At 41.9% G+C, this 22,175-nt stretch carries 24 protein-coding genes and 2 pseudogenes; 21 read left to right on the top strand and 5 right to left on the bottom strand.

Annotation, left to right across the window (positions count from 1 at the left end):
* Nucleotides 1-5 precede the first annotated feature (5 nt).
* The 3 genes from rlbA to dnaA all read right to left on the bottom strand — a co-directional run bounded on the left by rlbA (nucleotide 6) and on the right by dnaA (nucleotide 3,020).
* Nucleotides 6-221, bottom strand: coding sequence for a ribosome maturation protein RlbA (gene rlbA / locus AAGG74_RS14420; RefSeq protein WP_429675897.1), 216 nt, complete (start codon nucleotides 219-221; stop codon nucleotides 6-8).
* 131 nt (nucleotides 222-352) lie between these two features.
* A complete protein-coding gene (dnaN, locus tag AAGG74_RS14415; protein ID WP_162102829.1) occupies nucleotides 353-1,489 on the bottom strand; it encodes a DNA polymerase III subunit beta in 1,137 nt (378 codons plus the stop codon).
* A 190-nt stretch (nucleotides 1,490-1,679) separates the two neighbouring features.
* A complete protein-coding gene (dnaA, locus tag AAGG74_RS14410) occupies nucleotides 1,680-3,020 on the bottom strand; it encodes a chromosomal replication initiator protein DnaA (RefSeq protein ID WP_429675896.1) in 1,341 nt (446 codons plus the stop codon).
* Between the two features lie 619 nt (nucleotides 3,021-3,639).
* On the opposite strand from dnaA, the gene rpmH reads away from it, so the two are divergent.
* From rpmH to noc, 8 genes are all read left to right on the top strand, one after another.
* Complete coding sequence (gene rpmH / locus AAGG74_RS14405) at nucleotides 3,640-3,774, top strand: 50S ribosomal protein L34 (RefSeq protein WP_003178075.1); 135 nt, start codon at nucleotides 3,640-3,642, stop codon at nucleotides 3,772-3,774.
* Between the two features lie 149 nt (nucleotides 3,775-3,923).
* Complete coding sequence (rnpA, locus tag AAGG74_RS14400) at nucleotides 3,924-4,274, top strand: ribonuclease P protein component (RefSeq protein WP_162102831.1); 351 nt, start codon at nucleotides 3,924-3,926, stop codon at nucleotides 4,272-4,274.
* 144 nt (nucleotides 4,275-4,418) lie between these two features.
* Nucleotides 4,419-5,204: a YidC family membrane integrase SpoIIIJ gene (gene spoIIIJ / locus AAGG74_RS14395; RefSeq protein ID WP_162102832.1), complete on the top strand. Its 786-nt coding sequence runs from the start codon at nucleotides 4,419-4,421 to the stop codon at nucleotides 5,202-5,204.
* The gene (gene jag / locus AAGG74_RS14390; RefSeq protein WP_429675895.1) at nucleotides 5,201-5,827 is read left to right on the top strand and encodes an RNA-binding cell elongation regulator Jag/EloR; all 627 of its coding nucleotides are present in this window, start codon (nucleotides 5,201-5,203) and stop codon (nucleotides 5,825-5,827) included. The genes spoIIIJ and jag overlap by 4 nt, the downstream gene beginning before the upstream one ends.
* Before the next feature lie 311 nt (nucleotides 5,828-6,138).
* Nucleotides 6,139-7,518 (top strand): tRNA uridine-5-carboxymethylaminomethyl(34) synthesis GTPase MnmE, encoded by a 1,380-nt coding sequence (gene mnmE / locus AAGG74_RS14385; protein ID WP_429675894.1) that lies wholly within the window; start codon nucleotides 6,139-6,141, stop codon nucleotides 7,516-7,518.
* A 20-nt stretch (nucleotides 7,519-7,538) separates the two neighbouring features.
* Nucleotides 7,539-9,425 carry a tRNA uridine-5-carboxymethylaminomethyl(34) synthesis enzyme MnmG gene (mnmG, locus tag AAGG74_RS14380; RefSeq protein WP_162102835.1) on the top strand — a complete coding sequence of 629 codons (1,887 nt, stop codon included), beginning with the start codon at nucleotides 7,539-7,541 and terminating at the stop codon, nucleotides 9,423-9,425.
* A gap of 13 nt (nucleotides 9,426-9,438) precedes the next feature.
* On the top strand, nucleotides 9,439-10,158 hold the full coding sequence (gene rsmG / locus AAGG74_RS14375) for a 16S rRNA (guanine(527)-N(7))-methyltransferase RsmG (RefSeq protein WP_429675893.1): 720 nt from the start codon (nucleotides 9,439-9,441) through the stop codon (nucleotides 10,156-10,158).
* 121 nt (nucleotides 10,159-10,279) lie between these two features.
* Entirely contained in the window at nucleotides 10,280-11,131 is an 852-nt protein-coding gene (noc, locus tag AAGG74_RS14370) for a nucleoid occlusion protein (protein ID WP_162102837.1), read from the top strand.
* A 54-nt stretch (nucleotides 11,132-11,185) separates the two neighbouring features.
* On the opposite strand, the gene AAGG74_RS14365 is transcribed toward noc, so the two are convergent.
* The gene (locus tag AAGG74_RS14365) at nucleotides 11,186-11,623 is read right to left on the bottom strand and encodes a PH domain-containing protein (protein ID WP_429675915.1); all 438 of its coding nucleotides are present in this window, start codon (nucleotides 11,621-11,623) and stop codon (nucleotides 11,186-11,188) included.
* A gap of 241 nt (nucleotides 11,624-11,864) precedes the next feature.
* Here AAGG74_RS14365 and soj point away from each other — a divergent pair, with 241 nt between their 5' ends.
* The gene (gene soj, locus AAGG74_RS14360; RefSeq protein WP_162102839.1) at nucleotides 11,865-12,626 is read left to right on the top strand and encodes a sporulation initiation inhibitor protein Soj; all 762 of its coding nucleotides are present in this window, start codon (nucleotides 11,865-11,867) and stop codon (nucleotides 12,624-12,626) included.
* On the top strand, nucleotides 12,619-13,467 hold the full coding sequence (gene spo0J, locus AAGG74_RS14355) for a stage 0 sporulation protein Spo0J (RefSeq protein ID WP_429675892.1): 849 nt from the start codon (nucleotides 12,619-12,621) through the stop codon (nucleotides 13,465-13,467). The genes soj and spo0J overlap by 8 nt, the downstream gene beginning before the upstream one ends.
* Nucleotides 13,468-13,499: 32 nt before the next feature.
* On the opposite strand, the gene yyaC is transcribed toward spo0J, so the two are convergent.
* Complete coding sequence (yyaC, locus tag AAGG74_RS14350; RefSeq protein WP_225493098.1) at nucleotides 13,500-14,117, bottom strand: spore protease YyaC; 618 nt, start codon at nucleotides 14,115-14,117, stop codon at nucleotides 13,500-13,502.
* A gap of 409 nt (nucleotides 14,118-14,526) precedes the next feature.
* On the opposite strand from yyaC, the gene AAGG74_RS14345 reads away from it, so the two are divergent.
* From AAGG74_RS14345 to AAGG74_RS14295, 11 genes and pseudogenes are all read left to right on the top strand, one after another.
* Entirely contained in the window at nucleotides 14,527-15,543 is a 1,017-nt protein-coding gene (locus AAGG74_RS14345; protein WP_162102842.1) for a YkvI family membrane protein, read from the top strand.
* A gap of 93 nt (nucleotides 15,544-15,636) precedes the next feature.
* On the top strand, nucleotides 15,637-15,843 hold the full coding sequence (locus AAGG74_RS14340) for a DUF951 domain-containing protein (RefSeq protein WP_162102843.1): 207 nt from the start codon (nucleotides 15,637-15,639) through the stop codon (nucleotides 15,841-15,843).
* A gap of 50 nt (nucleotides 15,844-15,893) precedes the next feature.
* Nucleotides 15,894-17,897, top strand: a complete 2,004-nt coding sequence (locus AAGG74_RS14335) for a molybdopterin-dependent oxidoreductase (protein ID WP_429675891.1) — start codon at nucleotides 15,894-15,896, stop codon at nucleotides 17,895-17,897.
* A 126-nt stretch (nucleotides 17,898-18,023) separates the two neighbouring features.
* Nucleotides 18,024-19,124 carry a redox-regulated ATPase YchF gene (ychF, locus tag AAGG74_RS14330; protein WP_162102845.1) on the top strand — a complete coding sequence of 367 codons (1,101 nt, stop codon included), beginning with the start codon at nucleotides 18,024-18,026 and terminating at the stop codon, nucleotides 19,122-19,124.
* A 110-nt stretch (nucleotides 19,125-19,234) separates the two neighbouring features.
* The gene (gene rpsF / locus AAGG74_RS14325) at nucleotides 19,235-19,522 is read left to right on the top strand and encodes a 30S ribosomal protein S6 (RefSeq protein WP_014115888.1); all 288 of its coding nucleotides are present in this window, start codon (nucleotides 19,235-19,237) and stop codon (nucleotides 19,520-19,522) included.
* Between the two features lie 40 nt (nucleotides 19,523-19,562).
* Entirely contained in the window at nucleotides 19,563-20,084 is a 522-nt protein-coding gene (gene ssbA, locus AAGG74_RS14320) for a single-stranded DNA-binding protein SsbA (RefSeq protein ID WP_039074877.1), read from the top strand.
* Between the two features lie 43 nt (nucleotides 20,085-20,127).
* A complete protein-coding gene (rpsR, locus tag AAGG74_RS14315; RefSeq protein WP_010332656.1) occupies nucleotides 20,128-20,367 on the top strand; it encodes a 30S ribosomal protein S18 in 240 nt (79 codons plus the stop codon).
* Nucleotides 20,368-20,432: 65 nt separating this feature from the next.
* Nucleotides 20,433-21,191 (top strand): exodeoxyribonuclease III, encoded by a 759-nt coding sequence (xth, locus tag AAGG74_RS14310; protein ID WP_429675890.1) that lies wholly within the window; start codon nucleotides 20,433-20,435, stop codon nucleotides 21,189-21,191.
* Nucleotides 21,192-21,250: 59 nt separating this feature from the next.
* Nucleotides 21,251-21,412: pseudogene (locus AAGG74_RS14305) on the top strand (LacI family DNA-binding transcriptional regulator); the annotation flags it as partial.
* A 123-nt stretch (nucleotides 21,413-21,535) separates the two neighbouring features.
* A complete protein-coding gene (locus tag AAGG74_RS14300; protein ID WP_162102847.1) occupies nucleotides 21,536-21,916 on the top strand; it encodes a VOC family protein in 381 nt (126 codons plus the stop codon).
* A gap of 17 nt (nucleotides 21,917-21,933) precedes the next feature.
* Nucleotides 21,934-22,151 (top strand): annotated as a pseudogene (locus AAGG74_RS14295) (acetyltransferase); the annotation flags it as partial.
* Nucleotides 22,152-22,175 lie beyond the last annotated feature (24 nt).

Genomic DNA, 22,175 nt, shown 5'->3' with positions numbered 1-22,175 from the left:
CCGCTTTAATTAACGACTTGAAATGAACCAAATCCTTCAATCTCTACCACATCGCCAACATAAAGCTTTCTGCCGCGGCGGTTGTCCGGTTCGTCGTTCACAAGCACTTCATACTCGCTTAAAAACCACTTTGCCATACCGCCTGATTGAATCACATCGGCTAATTTTAAAAATTGTCCGAGTGTAATCATCTCTGTATCAATTGAAATCGGATTTGCCATTATATCGACCTCTTTCAAATATCACTAATATCTAATTGTACTAAAAAAAAACGAATTAGGGAAAGGGAAAACTTGTCGGAGCAGATACTGAATAGAAAAGCTGCCGAAAGGATCGGCAGCAGTGTGTCGGATTAATAGGTTCTGACAGGAAGGATAAGCTGTACAATCGTTTCATCATTCGGCGTGCGAATTAGGAAAGGTCTCATTGCACCAGTAAAGCTTACGCGTATTTCTGCTCCTTCAAGCACCTTTAGTGCATCCAGCATATATTTTGGACTAAACGAGATATTTAATTCCTCACCTTCAATTCGATCTGCAACAATCGCTTCCACAACTTTCCCGATCTCAGGTGAGTTGGAAGAAATCTCAATGGATTCAGCTGGTTTTGCGGACAGCTTCACCACGTTGTTGCGTCCCTCTCTCGCTAAAAGAGATGCGCGATCAATCGCCTGAAGGAAATCTTTTGTGTTCACAATCATTTCTGTTTTACTTTCTTGCGGAATCAGGCTGGTGGTATCCGGATAATTTCCGTCCAGAAGCCGCGAGAAGAATAAAACGTTTTTCGCTTTAAACAGAACTTGGGTTTCTGTGATCACGATATCTACAAGTTCTTGGTTGTCGTCCAAAATTTTGCTGAGCTCAGTTAAGCTTTTTCCCGGAATCACAACGTTATAAGATCTGTCTTCTGAAATATCAAGCTTCGCTTTTCTCAAAGCAAGACGGTGGCTATCCGTCGCAGTGCATAATAATTCACTTTTCTCCACCTTCCAGTTTACACCTGTCAAGATAGGGCGTGTTTCTGAGGTGGACACTGCGAATACTGTTTGTCTGATTAGATTTTTCAACAAATCAGTTGGAATTTGAATCGCATGATGCTCCTCGATCTGCGGCAAATGCGGATATTCATCAGCATCAAGCCCGTTTAGATTAAATTCAGCTTTTCCTGAACGAATAATCGTTAAATATTGATTTTGGACTTCGATTTCTACAGTTGCCATCGGCAGTTTTTTGACAATCTCACTAAAGAAGCGGGCTTGTAAAACGATGCTTCCCGGCTGTTCTATTGTGACAATCTCCTTATCTTCTTCTTCTTTCGGGATAAAGGATTCAATAGAAATATCGGAATCGCTTCCTGTAAAGGATACGCCATCATCTGATGCAACGATTTTAATACCAGTCAGAATGGGAATCGTAGTTCTAGACGAAACTGCTTTTAATACATCTTGGACACTTTCAACAAGACGATCTTTTTGAATCGTGAATTTCATTTTTATCCTCCTAACGGATAATGTATTAATATATATTTTATTTATAAAAATAGTAGAAGTAATAGTAGGGCTTGTGGATTTGTGGATAAGTTGTGAAAAAGACAGGAAACACAGCCTATCCACATGTGGACAGACTGTGCATGACTGATGAAAAGTTATTCACACTTTCCCCGATTCATCCTGGGCCCTTCTATTTGAGCTGTTCTTTAATTTCTTTTACATGTTGCTGAAGCTGTTCATCATCTGCCAGCATTTTTGAAATTTTTTCATGCGCATGAATAACGGTTGTATGGTCACGGCCTCCAAACTCTTCTCCGATTTTGGGAAGAGAGGAATCAGTCATTTCCCTCGATAAGTACATGGCGATTTGACGCGGGAAAGCCACTGATTTTGTCCGCTTTTTCGCTTTGAAATCCTCGAGTTTAATATTAAATTGCTGGCCTACTACCCTCTGAATTTCTTTTATCGTAATGACTTTTGGTTTGGAAGAAGGAATAATATCTTTCAGCGCCTCAGCGGCCAGATCAGCATTAATATCTTTATTAATTAAAGATGAATAAGCAACAACTCTGATTAATGCTCCTTCAAGTTCCCGAATATTGCTGTCGATTTGATTCGCAATATAAAGCATGACCTCGTTCGGAATATCGAGGCCCTCCGCTTTGGCTTTTTTTCTTAAAATTGCAATTCTCGTTTCTAAGTCAGGCGGCGTGATATCAGTAATCAGGCCCCATTCAAAGCGCGAACGCAATCTGTCTTCAAGTGTCGGAATTTCTTTTGGCGGCCGGTCACTTGAAATGACGATTTGTTTGCTTTCTTCGTGCAATGTGTTAAATGTATGGAAAAATTCTTCCTGAGTCTGTTCTTTCCCGGCTAAAAATTGAATATCATCTATCAAAAGCACATCAACATTCCGATAGCGATTGCGGAAATCTACGGCTTTATTATCCCGGATAGAGTTGATGAATTCGTTTGTAAATTTTTCAGAAGACAGATAAACCACTTTGGCAGAAGGATTATGATCTATAACATAATGGCCGATCGCATGCATTAAGTGTGTTTTCCCTAGGCCGACGCCCCCATAGATAAATAAAGGGTTGTATGCTTTCGCGGGAGCTTCCGCTACTGCGAGGGAAGCAGCGTGTGCAAATCGGTTTCCAGATCCGATGACAAAAGTATCAAAAGTATATTTTGGATTGAGCATATTTTGAGGAAAATCAGATGTATCTTCTTTGGCCTTTTTCTTCACTTGCGGTTTTGGCATAAAGTCTTCAACATCTTGATTTTGAGGAATGACAAACTTAATGCTCAATTCTTCCCCGGTTAATTCATATATAGTATCTGCAATCAGATGCAAGTATCTGGACTCCAGCCAGTCTCTGGCGAATTCATTAGGAGCCGTGATTGTCAACGTATCTCCTTGCAGTGAGTGCGCCTTGGTTGATTTCATCCAAGTCTCAAAACTCGGTTTGCTCAATTTTTTTTCAATTTGAGCAAGGGCTTGGTTCCACAGATCTAATATATTTTCCATCTTTCGGCATGTCCCTCCTTTTCATATCAAATTGTTTCTTTCTCTGTTGTAGAACACAAAAAAAGAGCAAATGGCGCTGCCATTCGTACACATTAAATGTTGAAAACATATAATATAGTAGATAAATAGCTTTTCGACAAAATTCACAACTTGTGGACAACATTCTACACAAGCTGTGAGAAATCAATCCACAACTTATCCACAGTTTGTGGATAAAGAGGAAAGGCGAGATTAGTAATCAAGAGTTAAAACACAAATATAATACCAAAATAAACGAGAGCTTGCAATGGTTGTTGCAATCTTATCCACAAAGCAGACAACCTGTTGAAAAAATATTGTCCACAGGGGTTGGTAATGTGAAAATGTTGTCGATAACCTTTGTGGATATTAAAAAAAGGCAAAAAAGATATCCACATTCGTGATGTAAGAGGCAAATTGTTCGATTTTTTTTCGTTAAATTACGGAATCTGAAAAATAAGGTTTCGAAAGTTGAAAAGGTGTGGTATCCTATTATGGTTGCAGGAAATAAAAGCAATAGTGAAGTTGACAATGAATAGGTAGCACAAATATAATAAGTAAGACTGTCTTTAACAGCTATTCCTCGAGGGAGGTGTCATAAATGAAAAGAACATTCCAACCGAATAACCGTAAACGCAGTAAAGTTCATGGCTTCAGAAGCCGTATGAGTTCAAAAAACGGTCGTCTAGTTTTAGCACGCCGTCGCCGTAAAGGCAGAAAAGTATTATCAGCTTAGGCCACTGAATAATGTCAGTGGTCTTTTTTCACATTATGGGAAAAGAAGTGTGATGCGGGATGGACCAGAGGATGCTCCCTGGTTCAGACGCATCTCATTTTCATAATAAATTTTATAAGTTTCTGCCAGCCAGTATCGGAGTGAGTCATTTGAAGAAGCGAAATCGTTTAAAGAAAAATGAAGATTTTCAAAAAGTGTTTAAGCATGGGGTATCAGTAGCGAACCGCCAGTTTGTCTTATATACGCTTGATCAGCCTGAAAACGATGAGCTGCGCGTCGGGCTTTCCGTCAGCAAAAAAATAGGTAACGCTGTGATGCGAAATCGGGTCAAACGTTTGATTCGGCAGGCTTTTCTTGAAGAGAAAGAGAGACTGAAGGAAAAGGATTACATCATTATTGCCAGAAAACCAGCGAGCCAGCTGACATTTGAGGAAACGAAAAAAAGCCTGCAGCATCTATTCAGAAAGTCTTCTTTATATAAGAAATCTTCGTCAAAGTAGGCATTTGCCATTGCTTTCTTACAACTTTTAAAAGCGCTTCCTTTCTGGTTGATTAGAAAAAGACACCATTTAAAACTGAAAGATGCTAAAATACATACAAGTATGCTTTGCAATTAAAGAATGTAAAGATAATTATAGGAGGAAATGTTGTTGAAAAGGAGAATAGGGTTGCTATTAAGTATGGTTGGCGTATTCATGCTTTTGGCTGGATGCTCAAGTGTGAAAGAGCCGATCACTGCAGATAGTTCGCATTTTTGGGACAAGTACGTAGTATATCCATTGTCTGAGCTCATTACGTATGTAGCGAAATTGACGGGAGATAACTATGGACTTTCAATTATTCTTGTTACCATTTTAATTCGTTTATTAATTTTACCGCTGATGATTAAGCAGCTGAGAAGTTCGAAAGCGATGCAGGCTTTACAGCCGGAAATGCAAAAGCTTAAAGAAAAATACAGCTCAAAGGACCAAAAAACACAGCAAAAGTTACAGCAGGAAACAATGGCTTTATTCCAAAAGCATGGCGTGAATCCACTGGCGGGTTGTTTCCCGATTTTAATCCAGATGCCGATTTTAATTGGATTTTATCATGCGATCATGAGAACACAGGCGATCTCGGAGCATAGTTTCTTATGGTTTGACTTAGGAGAAAAAGACCCTTACTATATCCTTCCTATCGTTGCAGGTGTCGCTACATTTGTTCAGCAGAAACTGATGATGGCGGGCAATGCGCAGCAAAATCCGCAAATGGCAATGATGCTTTGGATTATGCCAATCATGATTATCGTATTTGCGGTCAACTTCCCGGCGGCACTTTCTCTTTATTGGGTAGTCGGTAACTTATTTATGATTGCACAGACTTTCCTCATTAAAGGACCAGATTTGAAAAAAAATTCTGAGCCGCAAAAAGACGGAGGAAAGAAAAAGTGAGGAATGTGACTGCTGCAGGGCGAAATGTCGATGAAGCAGTACAGTCCGGACTGAAAGAGCTGGAATTAACGAAGGATAAGGTGGAAATTACCGTTATTGAAGAGGGAAACAAAGGATTTCTCGGTATTTTCGGAAAAAAGCCTGCGGTCGTAAAGCTAGTTGAAAAGATTGATCCGATTCAGCAAGCGAAGTCTTATCTTCAAACGATTGCCGAAGCGATTGCCGGAAAGTCTGATGTGACTGTTCAAGAAAGCAGGAAGACAGTGAGTTTCCATATAACAGGTGAAAAAGCGGCATTGTTGATTGGGAAAAGAGGACAAACCTTAAATGCCCTTGAAACGTTGACACAGCTTGCCCTTAACCGTTATCCAGGCCAATATAAAAATGTCATAGTAGATGCAGAAAACTATCGGCTAAAAAGAAAAGATACACTGAGTCAGCTGGCCATCAGGCTTGCAGATCAGGTTCTAAAAACGAAAAAAGCAGTTCATCTTGAACCGATGCCGTCCAGTGAAAGAAAAATCATTCATGATACTCTTTCTGGATATGCGAATCACGAGATCAAAACATATTCAATGGGTGAAGGTGAAAATCGTCATCTCGTTATTTCCCATAAAAAATAGCATAAAACCGAAGTCCGGTAAAAAGCGGATTTCGGTTTTTTTGTTTGAAAAAATACTATTTTGCCTAGTAATATCAAGCTTTTGGTCGTTATGTTTTTTTCTTTTAAAGTGTATCCTGTTGATAAAAAGGAAAGTCAGGAAATAAAATTAATTGTTATTCACATGTGGATAAGTTAAAGTAATAGGAGGAGAATTCCCGATTCTGTGGATAACACATCTTCCACTTCGAACCAAACTATGTTATCTTTTAGTTTTGGCATAATAAAATTTTTTTATATAGATGAAAGATTAAGTAAAGAGAGGTGAACAGCATGGATACAATTGCAGCAATTTCCACACCGATGGGAGAAGGTGCGATTGCGATTGTACGGTTGAGCGGTCCAGAAGCCATTCAAATCGCAGATAAAATTTATAAAGGACCGAAGGAGAAAACACTCAGCTCGGTCGAATCACATACGATTCATTATGGTCATATCGTAGACAGACTTTCGGATCGTGTCGTTGAGGAAGTAATGGTATCAGTGTTAAAAGCACCGAGAACCTTTACACGTGAAGATGTCATCGAAATTAACTGTCACGGGGGAATTGTAACCGTGAACCAAGTGCTTCAGCTCGCTTTAAGAGAGGGAGCGAGACTGGCAGAGCCGGGTGAATTTACGAAGCGCGCATTTTTAAACGGACGAATCGATCTTTCACAGGCGGAAGCGGTGATGGACTTGATCAGAGCCAAAACGGACCGGGCAATGAACGTCGCCATGAATCAGATGGAAGGGCGTCTTTCTGCATTGGTGCGCCGGTTACGCGGTGAGATTTTAGAAACACTGGCTCATGTTGAGGTGAATATTGATTATCCGGAGTATGACGATGTAGAAGAAATGACGCATCAGCTTTTGGTTGAAAAGGCAACTGCCGTGAAAAAAGAAATTGAAGCGCTGCTGAGGACTTCTGAGCAAGGTAAAATTTTGCGTGAGGGTCTTTCTACTGTCATTATCGGCCGGCCGAATGTGGGAAAATCATCTCTTCTGAACAGCCTTGTACATGAGGCAAAAGCTATTGTAACGGATATTCCGGGAACGACTCGGGATGTCATTGAGGAATACGTAAATGTACGGGGTGTTCCGCTCCGTCTGGTTGATACAGCAGGTATTCGTGAAACAGAGGATATTGTTGAACGAATCGGTGTTGAACGTTCTCGCCAGGTTCTAAAGGAAGCGGATCTGATTTTACTAGTGCTTAATTCTAGTGAAGAGCTTTCTGAAGAAGACGTGAAGCTTTTTGAAGCCGTAGAGGGCATGGACGTTATCGTAATTATGAATAAGACTGACCTTGAGGTGAAGATTGACAGTGAACGTGTTCGTGAGCTTGCTAACGGACGCCCTGTTGTCACGACATCTCTATTAAAAGAGGAAGGCATCAATGATCTGGAAGAAGCGATTCAATCGCTGTTCTACACGGGTGCCATTGAGAGCGGAGATCTGACTTATGTCAGCAACACACGTCATATCTCTATTTTACAGCAAGCCCAACGTGCCATTGAAGATGCACTTAGCGGCATTGAACAAGATGTCCCGATCGACATGGTGCAAATCGACCTTACAAGATGCTGGGAGCTTTTGGGTGAAATCATCGGAGATTCAGTCCATGAAAGCTTAATTGATCAGCTCTTTTCACAGTTCTGTTTAGGAAAATAATTAAAGGAGGAGTTAGAATCATGGGGTATGAAGCAGGCCAATACGATGTGATTGTGATTGGCGCCGGGCATGCCGGTGTTGAGGCTGCCCTCGCATCAGCACGCCAAGGCGCCAAAACGCTTGTCTTGACCATCAACTTAGATATGGTTGCATTTATGCCATGTAACCCGTCTGTCGGCGGTCCCGCAAAAGGGATTGTCGTCCGCGAAATTGACGCGCTTGGCGGAGAAATGGGCAGAAACATCGATAAAACGCACATTCAAATGAGAATGCTGAATACTGGAAAAGGTCCTGCGGTTCGTGCTTTGCGTGCGCAAGCAGACAAATTCCAATACCAGCACGAAATGAAAAATACACTTGAAAAAGAACCAAATTTAACATTGCTGCAAGGAATTGTAGAGCGGCTGATCGTTGAAGACGGCGAATGCCGCGGTGTGGTGACACAAACCGGCGCGCATTATCGTGCGCAAGCAGTTGTTATGACGACTGGAACATATTTAAGAGGACGAATCATTCTTGGTGATCTGTCTTACTCAAGCGGTCCGAACAACCAGCAGCCTTCTATTAAGCTTTCTGAGCATTTGGAGGAGCTTGGTTTTGACCTTGTTCGTTTTAAAACAGGTACGCCGCCTCGCGTCAAAAGCGACACGATTGACTACAGTAAAACGGAAATCCAGCCTGGTGACGAAGTGCCTCGCGCTTTCTCATATGAAACAGTGGAATATATTACAGATCAGCTTCCTTGCTGGCTGACATATACAAGCCCTGAGACACATGAAATTATTGACAGCAACCTGCACCGCTCACCGATGTATTCCGGTATGATTAAAGGTACGGGCCCAAGATACTGTCCGTCTATTGAAGATAAAGTTGTCCGTTTTAACGATAAACCGCGTCATCAAATCTTTCTTGAGCCTGAAGGCAGACATACACAGGAAGTCTATGTTCAAGGTTTATCTACAAGTCTTCCGGAAGATGTACAGCAAAGAATGCTTGCAACGATTCCGGGTCTTGAAAACGTGCAAATGATGAGAGCGGGCTATGCGATCGAGTACGATGCGATTGTACCGACACAGCTGTGGCCGACACTTGAAACGAAAAAAATCACAAATCTCTATACTGCAGGCCAAATTAACGGAACATCCGGCTATGAAGAAGCTGCAGGACAAGGAATTATGGCGGGAATCAATGCAGGACGAAAAGCGCTTGGAAAAGAAGAAGTCATTCTAAGCCGTTCTGATGCCTACATTGGCGTTCTCATTGATGACCTTGTCACAAAAGGAACCAATGAACCATACCGCCTTTTGACATCACGTGCGGAATACAGATTGCTTCTTCGCCATGACAATGCTGATTTGCGTCTGACAGAAATCGGACACCGCATTGGATTGATTTCTGATGAGCGTTATACCGTTTTTGAGAAGAAAAAAGCGGCGATTGAAGCTGAGAAAAAACGTTTGTATTCTGTGATTATCAAGCCTTCTCCGGAAAATCAAGAATATATCCGTTCTCTTGGCGGAAGCGAATTGAAAGATGGAGTTCGCGGCACTGACTTGATGAAACGTCCTGAAATGAATTATGAAACCGTCACAAAATTGGCTCCGTCAGAAGTGCCGGTTCCGCAAGACGTGGCAGAACAAGTAGAAATCCAAGTGAAATATGAAGGATATATTGAAAAATCCCTTCAGCAAGTGGAAAAACTGAAAAAGATGGAAAACAAAAAAATTCCGGATCGAATTGATTATGACGCAATTAAAGGGATCGCAACAGAGGCGCGTCAAAAGCTGAAAAATGTGCGTCCTTTGTCTGTTGCACAAGCTTCCCGCATTTCCGGTGTAAACCCGGCGGACATTTCAATTCTATTGGTGTATTTAGAGCAGGGACGCATTGCGAAGATAGCCGAATAGAAAGGATGACGGCATGAATATTGAAGAATTCACTTCTGGTTTGGCGGAAAAAGGGATCTCCCTTTCTCCCCGTCAGCTGGAGCAATTTGAACTGTATTACGATATGTTGGTTGAATGGAACGAAAAAATTAATCTGACTTCTATTACAGAGAAAAAAGAAGTATACTTAAAACATTTTTATGATTCCATTACCGCCGCTTTTTATGTCGACTTCAACCAAGTGAACACGATTTGTGATGTTGGAGCGGGAGCAGGTTTTCCGAGTCTGCCTATCAAAATATGTTTTCCGCATCTCCATGTCACAATCGTGGATTCATTAAACAAACGGATTACGTTTTTAGAAAAATTGTCTGAAGCTTTGCAATTGGAGAATACGACATTCTGCCATGACAGAGCTGAAACATTCGGACAGAGGAAGGACGTACGGGAAAGCTATGATATTGTGACGGCGCGAGCAGTTGCAAGACTATCTGTTTTGAGCGAGCTTTGCCTGCCTCTGGTGAAGAAAAACGGTTTATTTGTTGCTTTAAAAGCCGCTTCAGCTGAAGAAGAGCTGAATGCCGGCAAAAAAGCGATTACGACGCTTGGAGGAGAACTTGAGAATATCCATTCCTTTAAGCTGCCCATTGAAGAAAGCGATCGTAATATGATGGTGATACGCAAGATCAAAAATACACCTAAGAAGTATCCAAGAAAACCGGGAACTCCTAATAAATCGCCAATTGAGGGGTAATTTAGACAGCGTGATATGACAATGCCATCATATTTTCAGCAAAATTAATGGATGTACAGCAGGAAAAACCATGAGAAAATAGAATTATAAAAATGGCAGTTTTTAAAGGTGGTGTAGGTACATGAAGCATTCATTCTCTCGTTTATTCGGGCTTGGTGAGAAGGAACCGGAACCGGAGATTGCTGAACATGAGACGAACAAAGAAGAGATTCTGGAAATACCGGTAAATGCTATCGTTCCCAACCGTTTTCAGCCACGCACCATTTTCTCAGATGAAAAAATTAAAGAGTTAGCAATGACCATTCATACACATGGCATTATTCAGCCGATTGTTGTCAGGCATACAGAAGAAGAAGGCCAATACGAACTCATTGCCGGTGAAAGACGCTGGAGAGCGGTACAATCGCTTGAGTGGGAAAAGATTCCCGCTATTATTAAGGATTTTTCCGACACAGAAACCGCTTCTGTGGCGTTAATTGAAAATTTGCAGCGGGAAGAGCTGTCTTCTATTGAAGAAGCGCATGCTTATGCTCGGCTTCTTGAATTGCATGACTTAACACAGGAAGCACTCGCACAGCGTTTAGGAAAAGGGCAGTCCACAATTGCGAATAAGCTGCGGTTATTAAAGTTGCCTCAGCCGGTCCAAGACGCGATTATGGAGAAGAAAATTACTGAGCGTCATGCCAGAGCGCTGATTCCGCTTAAACAGCCTGAACTCCAAGTCACACTGCTCACAGAAATTATTGAGAAAAGCTTAAATGTAAAGCAGACGGAAGACCGCGTGGTGAAAATACTGGAGCAGGGCCAGAAAAAGCCAAAGCCGAGACGCAAAGCGTTCAGCAGAGATACAAGAATTGCAATGAACACAATTCGCCAGTCACTATCAATGGTTGAAGACAGCGGTGTAAAATTGAATACAGAAGAAGAAGAATTTGAAGAATTTATTCAATTAACGATTCGCATACCAAAATAAAAGCTCTCCTGAAAAGCAGGGGAGCTTTTATTTTTATGATAAAAAGGTAATTATTTACTTTTTTTTCAATGATATTATATTAGCATTATTTTCTTTGAGCTTGTGGATAAATTCTTCAGTATCTTGCGGAGAAATGACTACATGTCCCAAACCCCCCTGATAATATATCGTGATGCCATGACGAGAGCCGATTAGGCGAAAACCTGACAACAGCTTCTTTTTTCGAACCACTTTGACGATTTTTTCGTAAGGAATCTGCTGCTCGAACAGTCCGGCTTTAATGATCAGATGATGTTCTCTCAATGTATATTTTAGATCAATAAAGCTCCACGTGATGAGCACATTTAAAAGAGTCAGCAGAATAAAAATGATCCAGCCTGAAGCCCTCATATTTCCCAGCACAAAAGGAACAATGGCATCTGCTTGTATCAGTAATATGAGGAACACAGCTATCAGTGTAACGGGTATATCTCTCTTTGTTTTATAAACCATATTTTCACCATCCTGTTCATTCTGCACTGTAACTCTTCTTTTTTCTTTAAGAAATTCCTTTTTTCATTCAAAAAAACAATAAAATTGTAAAATTTTCAAGAGAAAGCATAGAACGGTGTTCAATTTCTAGTGATTTCCCCTCTAAAACGAAACAAAATGATGAAAAAAATGAAACGCTTTACCCTTTTTTTGATAGAATAGAATCAAGATAGTACATGTTCATGTGAAAGTAGGTGACATCGTGGGAAAAATCATAGCAATTACGAACCAAAAAGGCGGCGTAGGCAAAACAACGACGTCTGTTAACCTTGGGGCATGCTTAGCTTACATAGGGAAAAGGGTTCTGCTGGTAGATATTGATCCGCAGGGAAACGCGACAAGCGGATTAGGAATTGAAAAAGCCGATGTAGAACAGTGTGTGTACGATATTTTAGTAGATGATGCAGATGTAATAGATATTATTAAAGCAACGACAGTAGAGAACTTGGACGTCATTCCTGCGACGATTCAGCTTGCCGGAGCTGAGATCGAGCTGGTACCGACGATTTCAAGAGAAGTAAGACTGAAGAGGGCGCTAGAAGCAGTAAAGCAGAATTATGATTATATTATCATTGATTGTCCGCCGTCATTGGGGCTGCTGACGATTAACGCGCTTACTGCCTCAGATTCCGTTGTCATTCCTGTACAGTGCGAATATTACGCCTTAGAGGGACTCAGTCAGCTATTAAATACAGTGCGTCTTGTGCAAAAGCATTTGAATACTGATTTAATGATTGAAGGTGTATTGCTGACAATGCTTGATGCCCGAACAAATCTCGGTATTCAAGTCATTGAAGAGGTTAAAAAATATTTTAGAGATAAAGTATATAAGACGGTTATTCCGCGTAATGTTCGTCTGAGTGAGGCACCGAGTCACGGAAAACCCATTATTTTATACGATCCGCGGTCAAGAGGTGCGGAAGTATACTTAGACTTAGCAAAGGAAGTGGCTGTGAATGGCTAAAGGCCTTGGGAAAGGGATTAATGCGTTGTTTAATCAGGTCGATTTGTCTGAAGAGACAGTTGAAGAAATTAAAGTTGCCGATTTACGCCCTAATCCTTATCAGCCAAGAAAACACTTTGATGACGAGGCATTAGCTGAACTAAAAGAATCTGTGCTGCAGCATGGCATTCTTCAGCCTCTTATCGTTAGAAAATCTTTAAAGGGCTATGATATTGTTGCGGGAGAAAGGCGTTTTCGTGCGGCAAAGCTGGCGGGTTTAGAGACAGTTCCGGCAATTATCCGTGAATTGTCAGAGGCATTAATGAGAGAAATTGCTCTATTGGAAAACCTCCAGCGTGAGGATTTATCACCGCTTGAAGAGGCTCAGGCCTATGATTCTTTGCTAAAACACCTAGACCTTACGCAAGAACAGCTTGCCAAACGTCTCGGGAAAAGCAGGCCGCATATTGCGAATCATTTAAGATTGCTGACACTGCCAGAAAACATTCAGCAGCTTATTGCCGAAGGTACGCTTTCTATGGGGCATGGACGTACGCTTCTTGGCTTGAAAAACAAAAATAAGCTTGAACCGCTTGTACAAAAAGTGGTTGCGGAGCAGCTTAATGTTCGCCAGCTTGAGCAGCTGATTCAGCAATTAAATCAGAATGTTTCACGTGAAACAAAGAAAAAAGAACCTGTAAAAGATGCGGTTCTAAAAGAACGGGAATCCTATCTCCAAAATTATTTTGGAACAACGGTTAATATTAAAAGACAAAAGAAAAAAGGCAAAATTGAAATTGAATTTTTCTCTAACGAAGATCTTGACCGGATTTTAGAACTTTTGTCTGAACGAGAATCATAAAAACCATCTTTCAAGCGAAGATGGTTTTTGTTTTATATTCGTCTAGTGAGTCTTTGCAGTGGTGTAAGGCGTTCCTGTCTCCACTCTGTTCGATCTGTTAATTTCAATCCTTCAGCAAGAACATCTGCCATATTCATGACCAAGTTGAGTCTTGTATTTTGCAATACAAAGTATTCCATAAAACCACTCACATTGACAATTCCGTTAATATGAAGGTCTCCGACTTCAGGAAGGTCTTTTTGCACACCGGCCCCAGGTTTTAATGGCCCGTCTCCAATTTGAAAAGATCCTACACTTTTGACGCGTCCGAGACATGCATCCACTGCCACGATAAATGGATTTTTATGTAATTTATGAATGTCATTGATTTTATCTTTCATGTTTACAGCATGAACTGGATCAGATAAGGTTCCGTAAACATGGAACCTGGTGAGAGGCATTTGTGTGAGCTTCGTTCCTACAAGCGGGCCTAATGAATCTCCGGTTGAACGATCTGTACCGATACAAACCACAATTATTGGTTTGCCGGCAGCTTTTCGTAAGGATGAAGAAAGAATGGTTTGAATTTGTTTTGCTGCAGCTGCATCTGTATGTGAAACATATTGCTTTACTCGTTCTTGAGAGGAAAAAAGCCCGCTTTTTCGATTCATAGGTTTCACTTCCTTGTTATAGTAGTAACAGAATTGCTATGTGAATTGTTAAGTAAGGTTGTTTACAGTATATCCAGCAGCAGGAGCTTTTATGCTTTGTGTATGACAGAGGTTATTGTTTAAAGGAGGGGGTGGTTGTCAGTATTATGCGACCATGCTTTAGTCCACAATGAGGTGTGAATGTATCCTAATTCCTCTCAATGTTTTCATACTGGTTCACCTAATGAGAAATTCTTTGTGGCGATATTTATCTGTCAGGGCTGCTTGCATTGCCAGTCTTTTATATGAGTATTTCGTATGGTAATTTCATCTTGTGGCCATTGTCTATGAAAATATGGCATGTTTGCTTTCAGTTATTTATATAGTAATAGTAACGGAAACAAGCTGAACTCAGTGCGATGAGGTGATGATGTTGTGGAGAGCCGGAATGAAGTGGATGCTGCTCATATTAGGAAGCCTGATCGGGGCCGGGTATGCGAGCGGTCAGGAGATATGGCAGTTTTTTGGAGCTGAAAGCGGACTTGCTATTGTGCTGTTTACAATCATGTTCATGATCTCGTCTTATATTGTGATGAAAATCAGTTTTAAGGTTCAATCCACTCATTTTCTGCCGGTTTTAGAGCATTTGGTAGGACCGTGGCTGGCAAAAATGTATGATGTTCTCATCGTTTTTTATTTGTTTTCAACGACTATGGTGATGATTGCCGGAGGCGGTGTAACTCTGCAAATGTACAAGCTTCCTTTCTGGTGGGGAATCGCGTTGATTTGCATTGTGACAGTGTGTTTGTTTTTTTGGGATGTGAAAGGAATATTATCAGTAAACGGTTTTTTAATACCTGTTTTAGTCGTGGGATTGCTGTATGCGCTGATCTCCTTTCAAAGCACCCATCACCATACGTGGACGATCGATTTGACTCGGCAGTACAACTGGCCTGCTAGCATCACATTCACCTCTTTAAACATCCTTTCAGTTGTCGCGATTTTATCTTCCGTAGGGAAAGAAATGAAAGGACTCGGGGAAGCCAAAATAGCCAGTGTAGCAAGCGGTCTTATATTTGGCGTGATTTCCTTTGTTTATAATGAATCGTTAGTGGAGCTGGCGGGCTCCCTTTCTCAGTTTGAAATCCCGCTGTTTGCCGTTTTGGAGGGTGCGCCTTATCTTCTTTTTTTATGCATGACGGCGGTGCTGTGCTTAGCGATTTACACGACAACAGTAGCTGGGTTGCTGGGGCTGTCCAGCCGGCTGATGGCGTTTGTTCATATGCCGAGGTGGATGATTGTGCTGATCCTGCTGGCGTTAATGGTGCCTTTTACTTCTTTTGGGTTTTCTGATTTGATCGCGTTTTTGTATCCGATATACGGAATGCTGAATTTATATTTATTAGTTTGTCTGTTGTTATATCCTATTTTGAGTAAATGGAAATAAAAGGCTAATGTTGTTTTCGGATATCTTAATTGCTCTTCTGATCAGTTTTTTTGTACAATAGATACAGCAGTTTATGAAAAGAGGTGAAGGGTCTTGGCGGATAAAGACTTTGGCCTGAATGATATCGTAGAAATGAAAAAATCACATCCATGCGGAGCAAACAGCTGGAAAATTATACGCATGGGGATGGATATTCGAATTAAGTGTGAGGGATGTTCTCACAGTGTCATGATTCCGAGGAAAGAATTTGAAAGAAAACTAAAAAAAGTACTTGTCAAGCATGAGGAGCCTACTTCGTAGAAAGGCCTGCACTCATGCTTTTTCATATAGTAGGTAAGGAGAAGACGGCGATGAGCAAAGTGCGTCAGTCAGCATGTCCGCTGAATTGCTGGGACAGCTGCGGCTTTTTGGTGACTGTTGAAGACGGGAAGGTAACAAAAGTGGATGGCGATCCAACCCATCCGATTACAGAAGGCAAAATCTGCGGCCGCGGCAGAATGCTTGAGACAAAAACAAATTCACCTGAGCGGCTTCGCTATCCGATGAAAAAACAACATGGCGAGTTTGTACGGATTTCCTGGGAGCAGGCACTTGATGAAATTGCCGATAAGCTTCGGGAGATCAAGGAAACGTCAGAGACGACTGCCGTTTTGCACAGCCATGATTATGCGAATAACGGGTTGTTGAAAGCGCTAGATCAGCGTTTTTTTAATGGATATGGCGGCGTAACTGAAATCGTCGGAAGCATTTGCTGGGGTTCCGGTATCGAGGCACAAAGCTGGGATTTCGGCCGCTCGTACGGGCACGGCCCGCTTGATATTTATAACAGCAAACATGTTGTTGTGTGGGGAAGAAATGTATCCCGAACGAATATGCACTTATATCACCACTTGCAGCAGGTGAAGAAAAAAGGATCCACAATTACGGTGATTGATCCGATCTTCAACCCGACAGCCAAGCTTGCAGACCGCTATGTTTCTGTAAAGCCGGGAATGGATGGCTGGCTTGCGGCAGCTATTTTGAAGGTTCTGATAGAGACAGGAAGAACAAATGAGTCGTTTATTGCTGAGCATTCTGTCGGTTTTGATGATGTGAAAGAGCTTTTGAATAACGTTTCCTTAGATGAGTTTATTGTAAAAACAGAAACTTCTATGGAGGAGTTGGAGTATCTGGCCGATGTGTATGCTGATGGCCCGGTGTCTACTTTTATGGGCCTTGGCATGCAGCGCTATAAAAACGGCGGCGAAACGATTCGCTGGATTGATGCGCTCGTCGCTGCAAGCGGAAATGTCGGGATAAAAGGCGGCGGTGCCAATTTCGGGAACGTCCAAATAGGTGAGAGCTTTGCAAAAACGAAGCTGGCACTGCCGGAATTAAAAACAGCATCACGTTCGTTTTCTATGATGACGCAGGCTGAAGAGGTGCTGACGGCGGCTGATCCGGCGATTGAAATGATTATCGTAACGTGTGGGAACCCGCTGACTCAGGTGCCGAATACAAATAAAGTAAGACAAGCATTTGAAAATGCGCCGATGACTGTGGCAATTGATTCCATCATGACAGATACGGCAAAGCTGTGTGACTATGTGTTGCCGACAGCCACTGTTTTTGAAGAAGAGGATATCTACTATTCCAGTATGTATCACCATTACGTTCAGTACGGAAAAAAGCTTGTGGAGCCGCAGGGTGAAGCGAAGTCGGACAGCTGGATCTGGTCAGAGCTTGCAAAGCGCCTTGGATTTGGCGAGCTATTTGAACACAGCACTGAAGAATTCTTGGAAATGGGGCTTTCTTCATTGGAGGCAGAGGGTGTGACGCTTGAGCGATTGAAAGAAAAAGGCCACCTCCCTCTTCCGGTTAAGCAAGTGCCGTGGGATGATTATCGTTTTTTAACGCCAAGCGGAAAATTTGAATTTACTTCGTCGTTGGCTGAGAGAAAAAATTTTAGCGGTATACTTCAATTAAACGTGCCCGAAGAATCTGTTTTCCATAATGAAGAGTTGGCTGAAAAGTACCCTTATACGCTGTTGTCTATTCATCCGCAGCGGTCCAATCATTCACAGCATGTGCCGTTTATTGAAAAACTTCAGCATATTCAAGTCGAAATTTCCCCAGATATCGCGGTGGAGCAGAATCTTCGGGATGGAGACGAAGTTGCCATCTTTAATGATCGCGGGCGATTGATGGGCAGGGTGAAAGTGCTGAAGCAGGCTCATCAGAAGACGGTTAATATAGATGAAGGCATGTGGGCAGCATTTGGAGGTTCAGTCAATGCACTGACAAATGATACAAATTCTGATAATGGAATGGGAAGTACGCTTTTTGACTGTTTAGTAGGCTTGAAAAAAGCATAATCAAAGGGATTAACAGGCTGAAAATACAGTTTTGTCAGCTTGTCTTTTCCAGTGAACCTCCTTATAATTGCTCTAGGTTCAAAATACGTTTATACAATGACGGTTTTATATAGAGGAGATGAAAGAATGGCTTTAACAGCTGGAATTGTTGGTTTGCCAAACGTTGGGAAATCAACACTATTTAATGCAATTACACAGGCCGGTGCTGAATCAGCCAACTACCCGTTCTGTACGATTGATCCGAACGTGGGGATTGTAGAGGTACCTGATGATCGTCTGCAAAAGCTGACTGAGCTGGTCAAACCGAAGAAGACTGTGCCGACTGCTTTTGAATTTACTGATATTGCTGGGATTGTGAAAGGCGCGTCTAAAGGAGAAGGGCTCGGTAACAAATTCCTTTCTCATATTCGCCAGGTTGATGCGATTTGCCACGTTGTCCGTGCCTTTTCTGATGACAACATTACACACGTTTCCGGAAAAGTTGATCCTATCGATGATATTGAAACAATCAACCTTGAGCTCATCCTTGCTGATATGGAGACAGTTGAAAAGCGGTTAACACGCGTCAGCAAACTTGCAAAGCAAAAGGATAAAGACGCTGTATTTGAGTTTGAGATTCTGTCTAAACTGAAAGAAGCGTTTGAGAGTGAAAAGCCTGCGCGTTCTATTGAGTTCACTGAAGAGCAGCAAAAGCTTGTAAAGCAGCTTCATTTATTAACTTCTAAGCCTATTTTGTACGTGGCCAACGTAAGTGAAGATGAAGTGGCTGATCCGTCTGGCAATGAAAATGTAGCGAAAATTCGTGAATACGCTGCTGGCGAAAATGCGGAAGTTATCGTTGTTTGTGCGAAAATTGAATCTGAAATCGCCGAGCTTGACGGTGAAGAAAAACAAATGTTCCTTGAAGAGCTTGGCATTGAAGAATCAGGTCTTGACCAGCTGATTAAAGCGTCATACTCTCTTCTTGGACTTGCAACCTATTTCACAGCCGGAGAACAGGAAGTCAGAGCTTGGACATTCAAAAAAGGCATGAAAGCCCCTGAGTGTGCAGGAGTTATTCATAGTGACTTTGAACGCGGCTTCATTCGTGCAGAAACTGTTGCTTATGAGGATCTCCTTGCGGGCGGCGGTATGGCAGGAGCGAAAGAAGCAGGAAAAGTCCGTCTCGAAGGGAAAGAATATGTGGTCCAAGATGGAGATGTTATTCATTTCCGATTTAATGTATAGGATGCAGTTGTAAAGGGACAAGAGCTTTGGTATAATATAAAATTGTGAGTAATAGAATTATTGCTCCTTGCCCATTATGGGCCGCTTAGTCCAAAAGGAGGTGCAAACAGATGAGAAAGTACGAAGTTATGTACATTATCCGCCCAAACATTGACGATGAGTCTAAAAAAGCAGTTATCGAGCGTTTCAACAACGTTCTGACTTCTAACGGTGCGGAGATCACTGGAACAAAAGATTGGGGTAAACGTCGTCTTGCTTATGAAATCAACGATTTCCGCGACGGTTTCTACCAAATCTTAAACGTTCAAGCTGATGCTGCGGCAGTTCAAGAATTTGACCGTCTAGCTAAGATCAGTGATGATATCATTCGCCACATTGTTGTTAAAGAAGAAGAATAAGCAATTTTGAAATATATAATGGTAAAAGGTGGTCTTTCTTATGCTTAACCGAGTTGTATTAGTCGGAAGACTGACAAAAGACCCAGAGCTTCGTTATACGCCAAACGGTGCGGCTGTTGCCACGTTTACTCTTGCTGTGAATCGTACATTTACGAACCAGTCCGGAGAACGTGAGGCCGATTTCATTAATTGTGTCACTTGGAGAAGACAAGCCGAAAACGTTGCGAACTTCCTGAAAAAAGGAAGCCTTGCAGGCGTAGATGGCCGTTTACAAACAAGAAACTATGAAAACCAGCAAGGACAGCGTGTCTTCGTGACCGAAGTTCAAGCTGAAAGTGTTCAGTTTCTTGAGCCTAAAAGCGGCGGCGGTTCTGGTTCAGGTGGATACAACGAAGGAAACAGCGGCGGAGGCCAGTACTTTGGCGGAGGCCAAAATGATAATCCATTCGGGGGAAATCAGAACAACAACCAGAGACGAAATCAGGGAAACAGCTTTAATGATGACCCGTTTGCCAACGACGGCAAACCGATTGACATCTCGGATGATGATCTTCCATTCTAATGAGAATATCGCTTAATCTTAAACAGAAAGGAGGGAAATGACAATGGCAGGAGGACGCAGAGGCGGTCGTGCGAAACGCCGTAAAGTGTGTTATTTCACTTCTAACGGTATCACGCACATCGACTACAAAGACGTAGATCTTCTTAGAAAGTTTGTTTCTGAGCGCGGTAAAATTTTACCACGTCGTGTAACTGGAACAAACGCTAAATACCAACGTAAATTGACTGCAGCGATCAAACGCGCTCGTCAAATGGCTTTACTTCCATACGTAACTGGTGAGTAAGCTGATACGTAAAGAGCAAGGACCTTCGGGTTCTTGCTCTTTTTTATAGGGGGGATGAAACAAATATGAAGCTGATTTCTTGGAATGTAAACGGCCTGCGGGCTGTCATGAGAAAGATGGATTTCTTTTCTTATCTGAAGGAAGAGGATGCAGATATCATATGTCTTCAGGAAACAAAGATACAGGACGGCCAGGTTGATGTTCAGCCTGAAGGCTATCATGTGTATTGGAACTATGCTGTAAAAAAAGGATATTCGGGCACGGCAGTTTTTTCAAAACAAGAGCCGCTGCGTGTCATGTACGGTATCGGAATAGAAGAGCATGATCAAGAAGGCAGAGTCATTACGCTGGAATTTGAAAACATATTTGTAATGACCGTTTACACGCCCAATTCCAAAAGAGAGTTGGAGCGGATTGATTACCGCATGCAATGGGAAGAGGCCTTATTATCTTATATTCTTGAATTAGATAAGGAAAAGCCAGTCATATTATGCGGCGATTTGAATGTTGCTCATCAGGAAATCGATTTGAAAAATCCAAAGGCGAACCGGAATAATGCTGGATTTTCTGATCAAGAAAGAGGGGCATTCACTCGTTTCTTAGAAGCTGGATTTACTGACACCTTCCGTCATGTCTATCCTGATCTTGAAGGCGCTTATTCCTGGTGGTCGTATCGTGCCGGCGCTCGGGATAGAAATATCGGGTGGCGCCTCGATTATTTCGTTGTTTCTGAAAGACTTAAGGAACAAATTGAGGATGCCAGCATATCTGCGGATGTCATGGGTTCCGACCATTGTCCCGTTGAACTTGTGATTAATATATGATGAGATAGCAGTAAGGATTTTCACCTTACTGCTTTTTTATATGGAAAAGGAAGAATGATATGGCGAATGTATCTATTCCGACTGTTTCACGTGTATTGAATCACCATCCGTATAAGAGAAAGCTCGTTCATCAAGTCATCAAGGAGTTAGATTATACACCAATTCGAACCGCAATCAATCTCATCCGCCGAAAAATCAATACGGTGGGGGTGATCCTGCCTTAAGGCGATCACCCCTGCTTTGATAAAATGATATTAAAATTCAGCATCAATTTAATAAAAAAGCTTGAACTGAAATGCATTTCATACTTTATAACTTCATTAAAGGCGAAGGAGGAGAAAGAAATGCGGATAGAACATACAGCAATTTGGGTCAAAGATTTAGAACGAATGAAGTCTTTTTATGAAACATATTTTAACGGCAAAGCGAATGATCTATATCATAATGAGAAAAAAGGTTTTAAGTCTTATTTTATTACGTTTGATTCTGGCGCACGACTGGAAATCATGAAAAAAGGAAATGTGACTGATACGCCTTCACAAACGATGACAGGCTGGGCGCATATTGCCTTTTCCGTTGGAAGCAAAGAGAAGGTTGATGAAATGACTGATCGATTGAAGAAGGATGGATTCATAGTTGTAAACGGCCCGCGGACAACAGGAGACGGCTACTATGAAAGTGTGATTGAAGATGGTGAAGGAAATTTGATCGAGATTACAATCTGACCTCTGGAGTGACTTGAATGCTGAGGTCAGAAAAAGAAAAAATGGCAGCCGGAGATGTGTATAATCCAGAAGATCAACAACCCCTGCTGGAACGCAAGCAAGAGAGATAATTTATAAGCTGGGTCGGTGCACACGGAGCTTCTGAAGGAGACTCTTCGGTTCGGTGGTGATCAAGTCACGATTCATACAGGAGGCTGTGTTATTTTAGATATGTGTGGTCTGGATCGGACGTCATTAACTCGAAGCGTTGTAGGCGAGG

This window comes from Bacillus mexicanus (assembly GCF_050445615.1).
GTDB classification, from domain to species: domain Bacteria; phylum Bacillota; class Bacilli; order Bacillales; family Bacillaceae; genus Bacillus; species Bacillus mexicanus.
The sequence above is the reverse complement of the archived record's forward strand: the minus strand, read 5'-3'. Positions and strand labels throughout refer to the sequence as shown.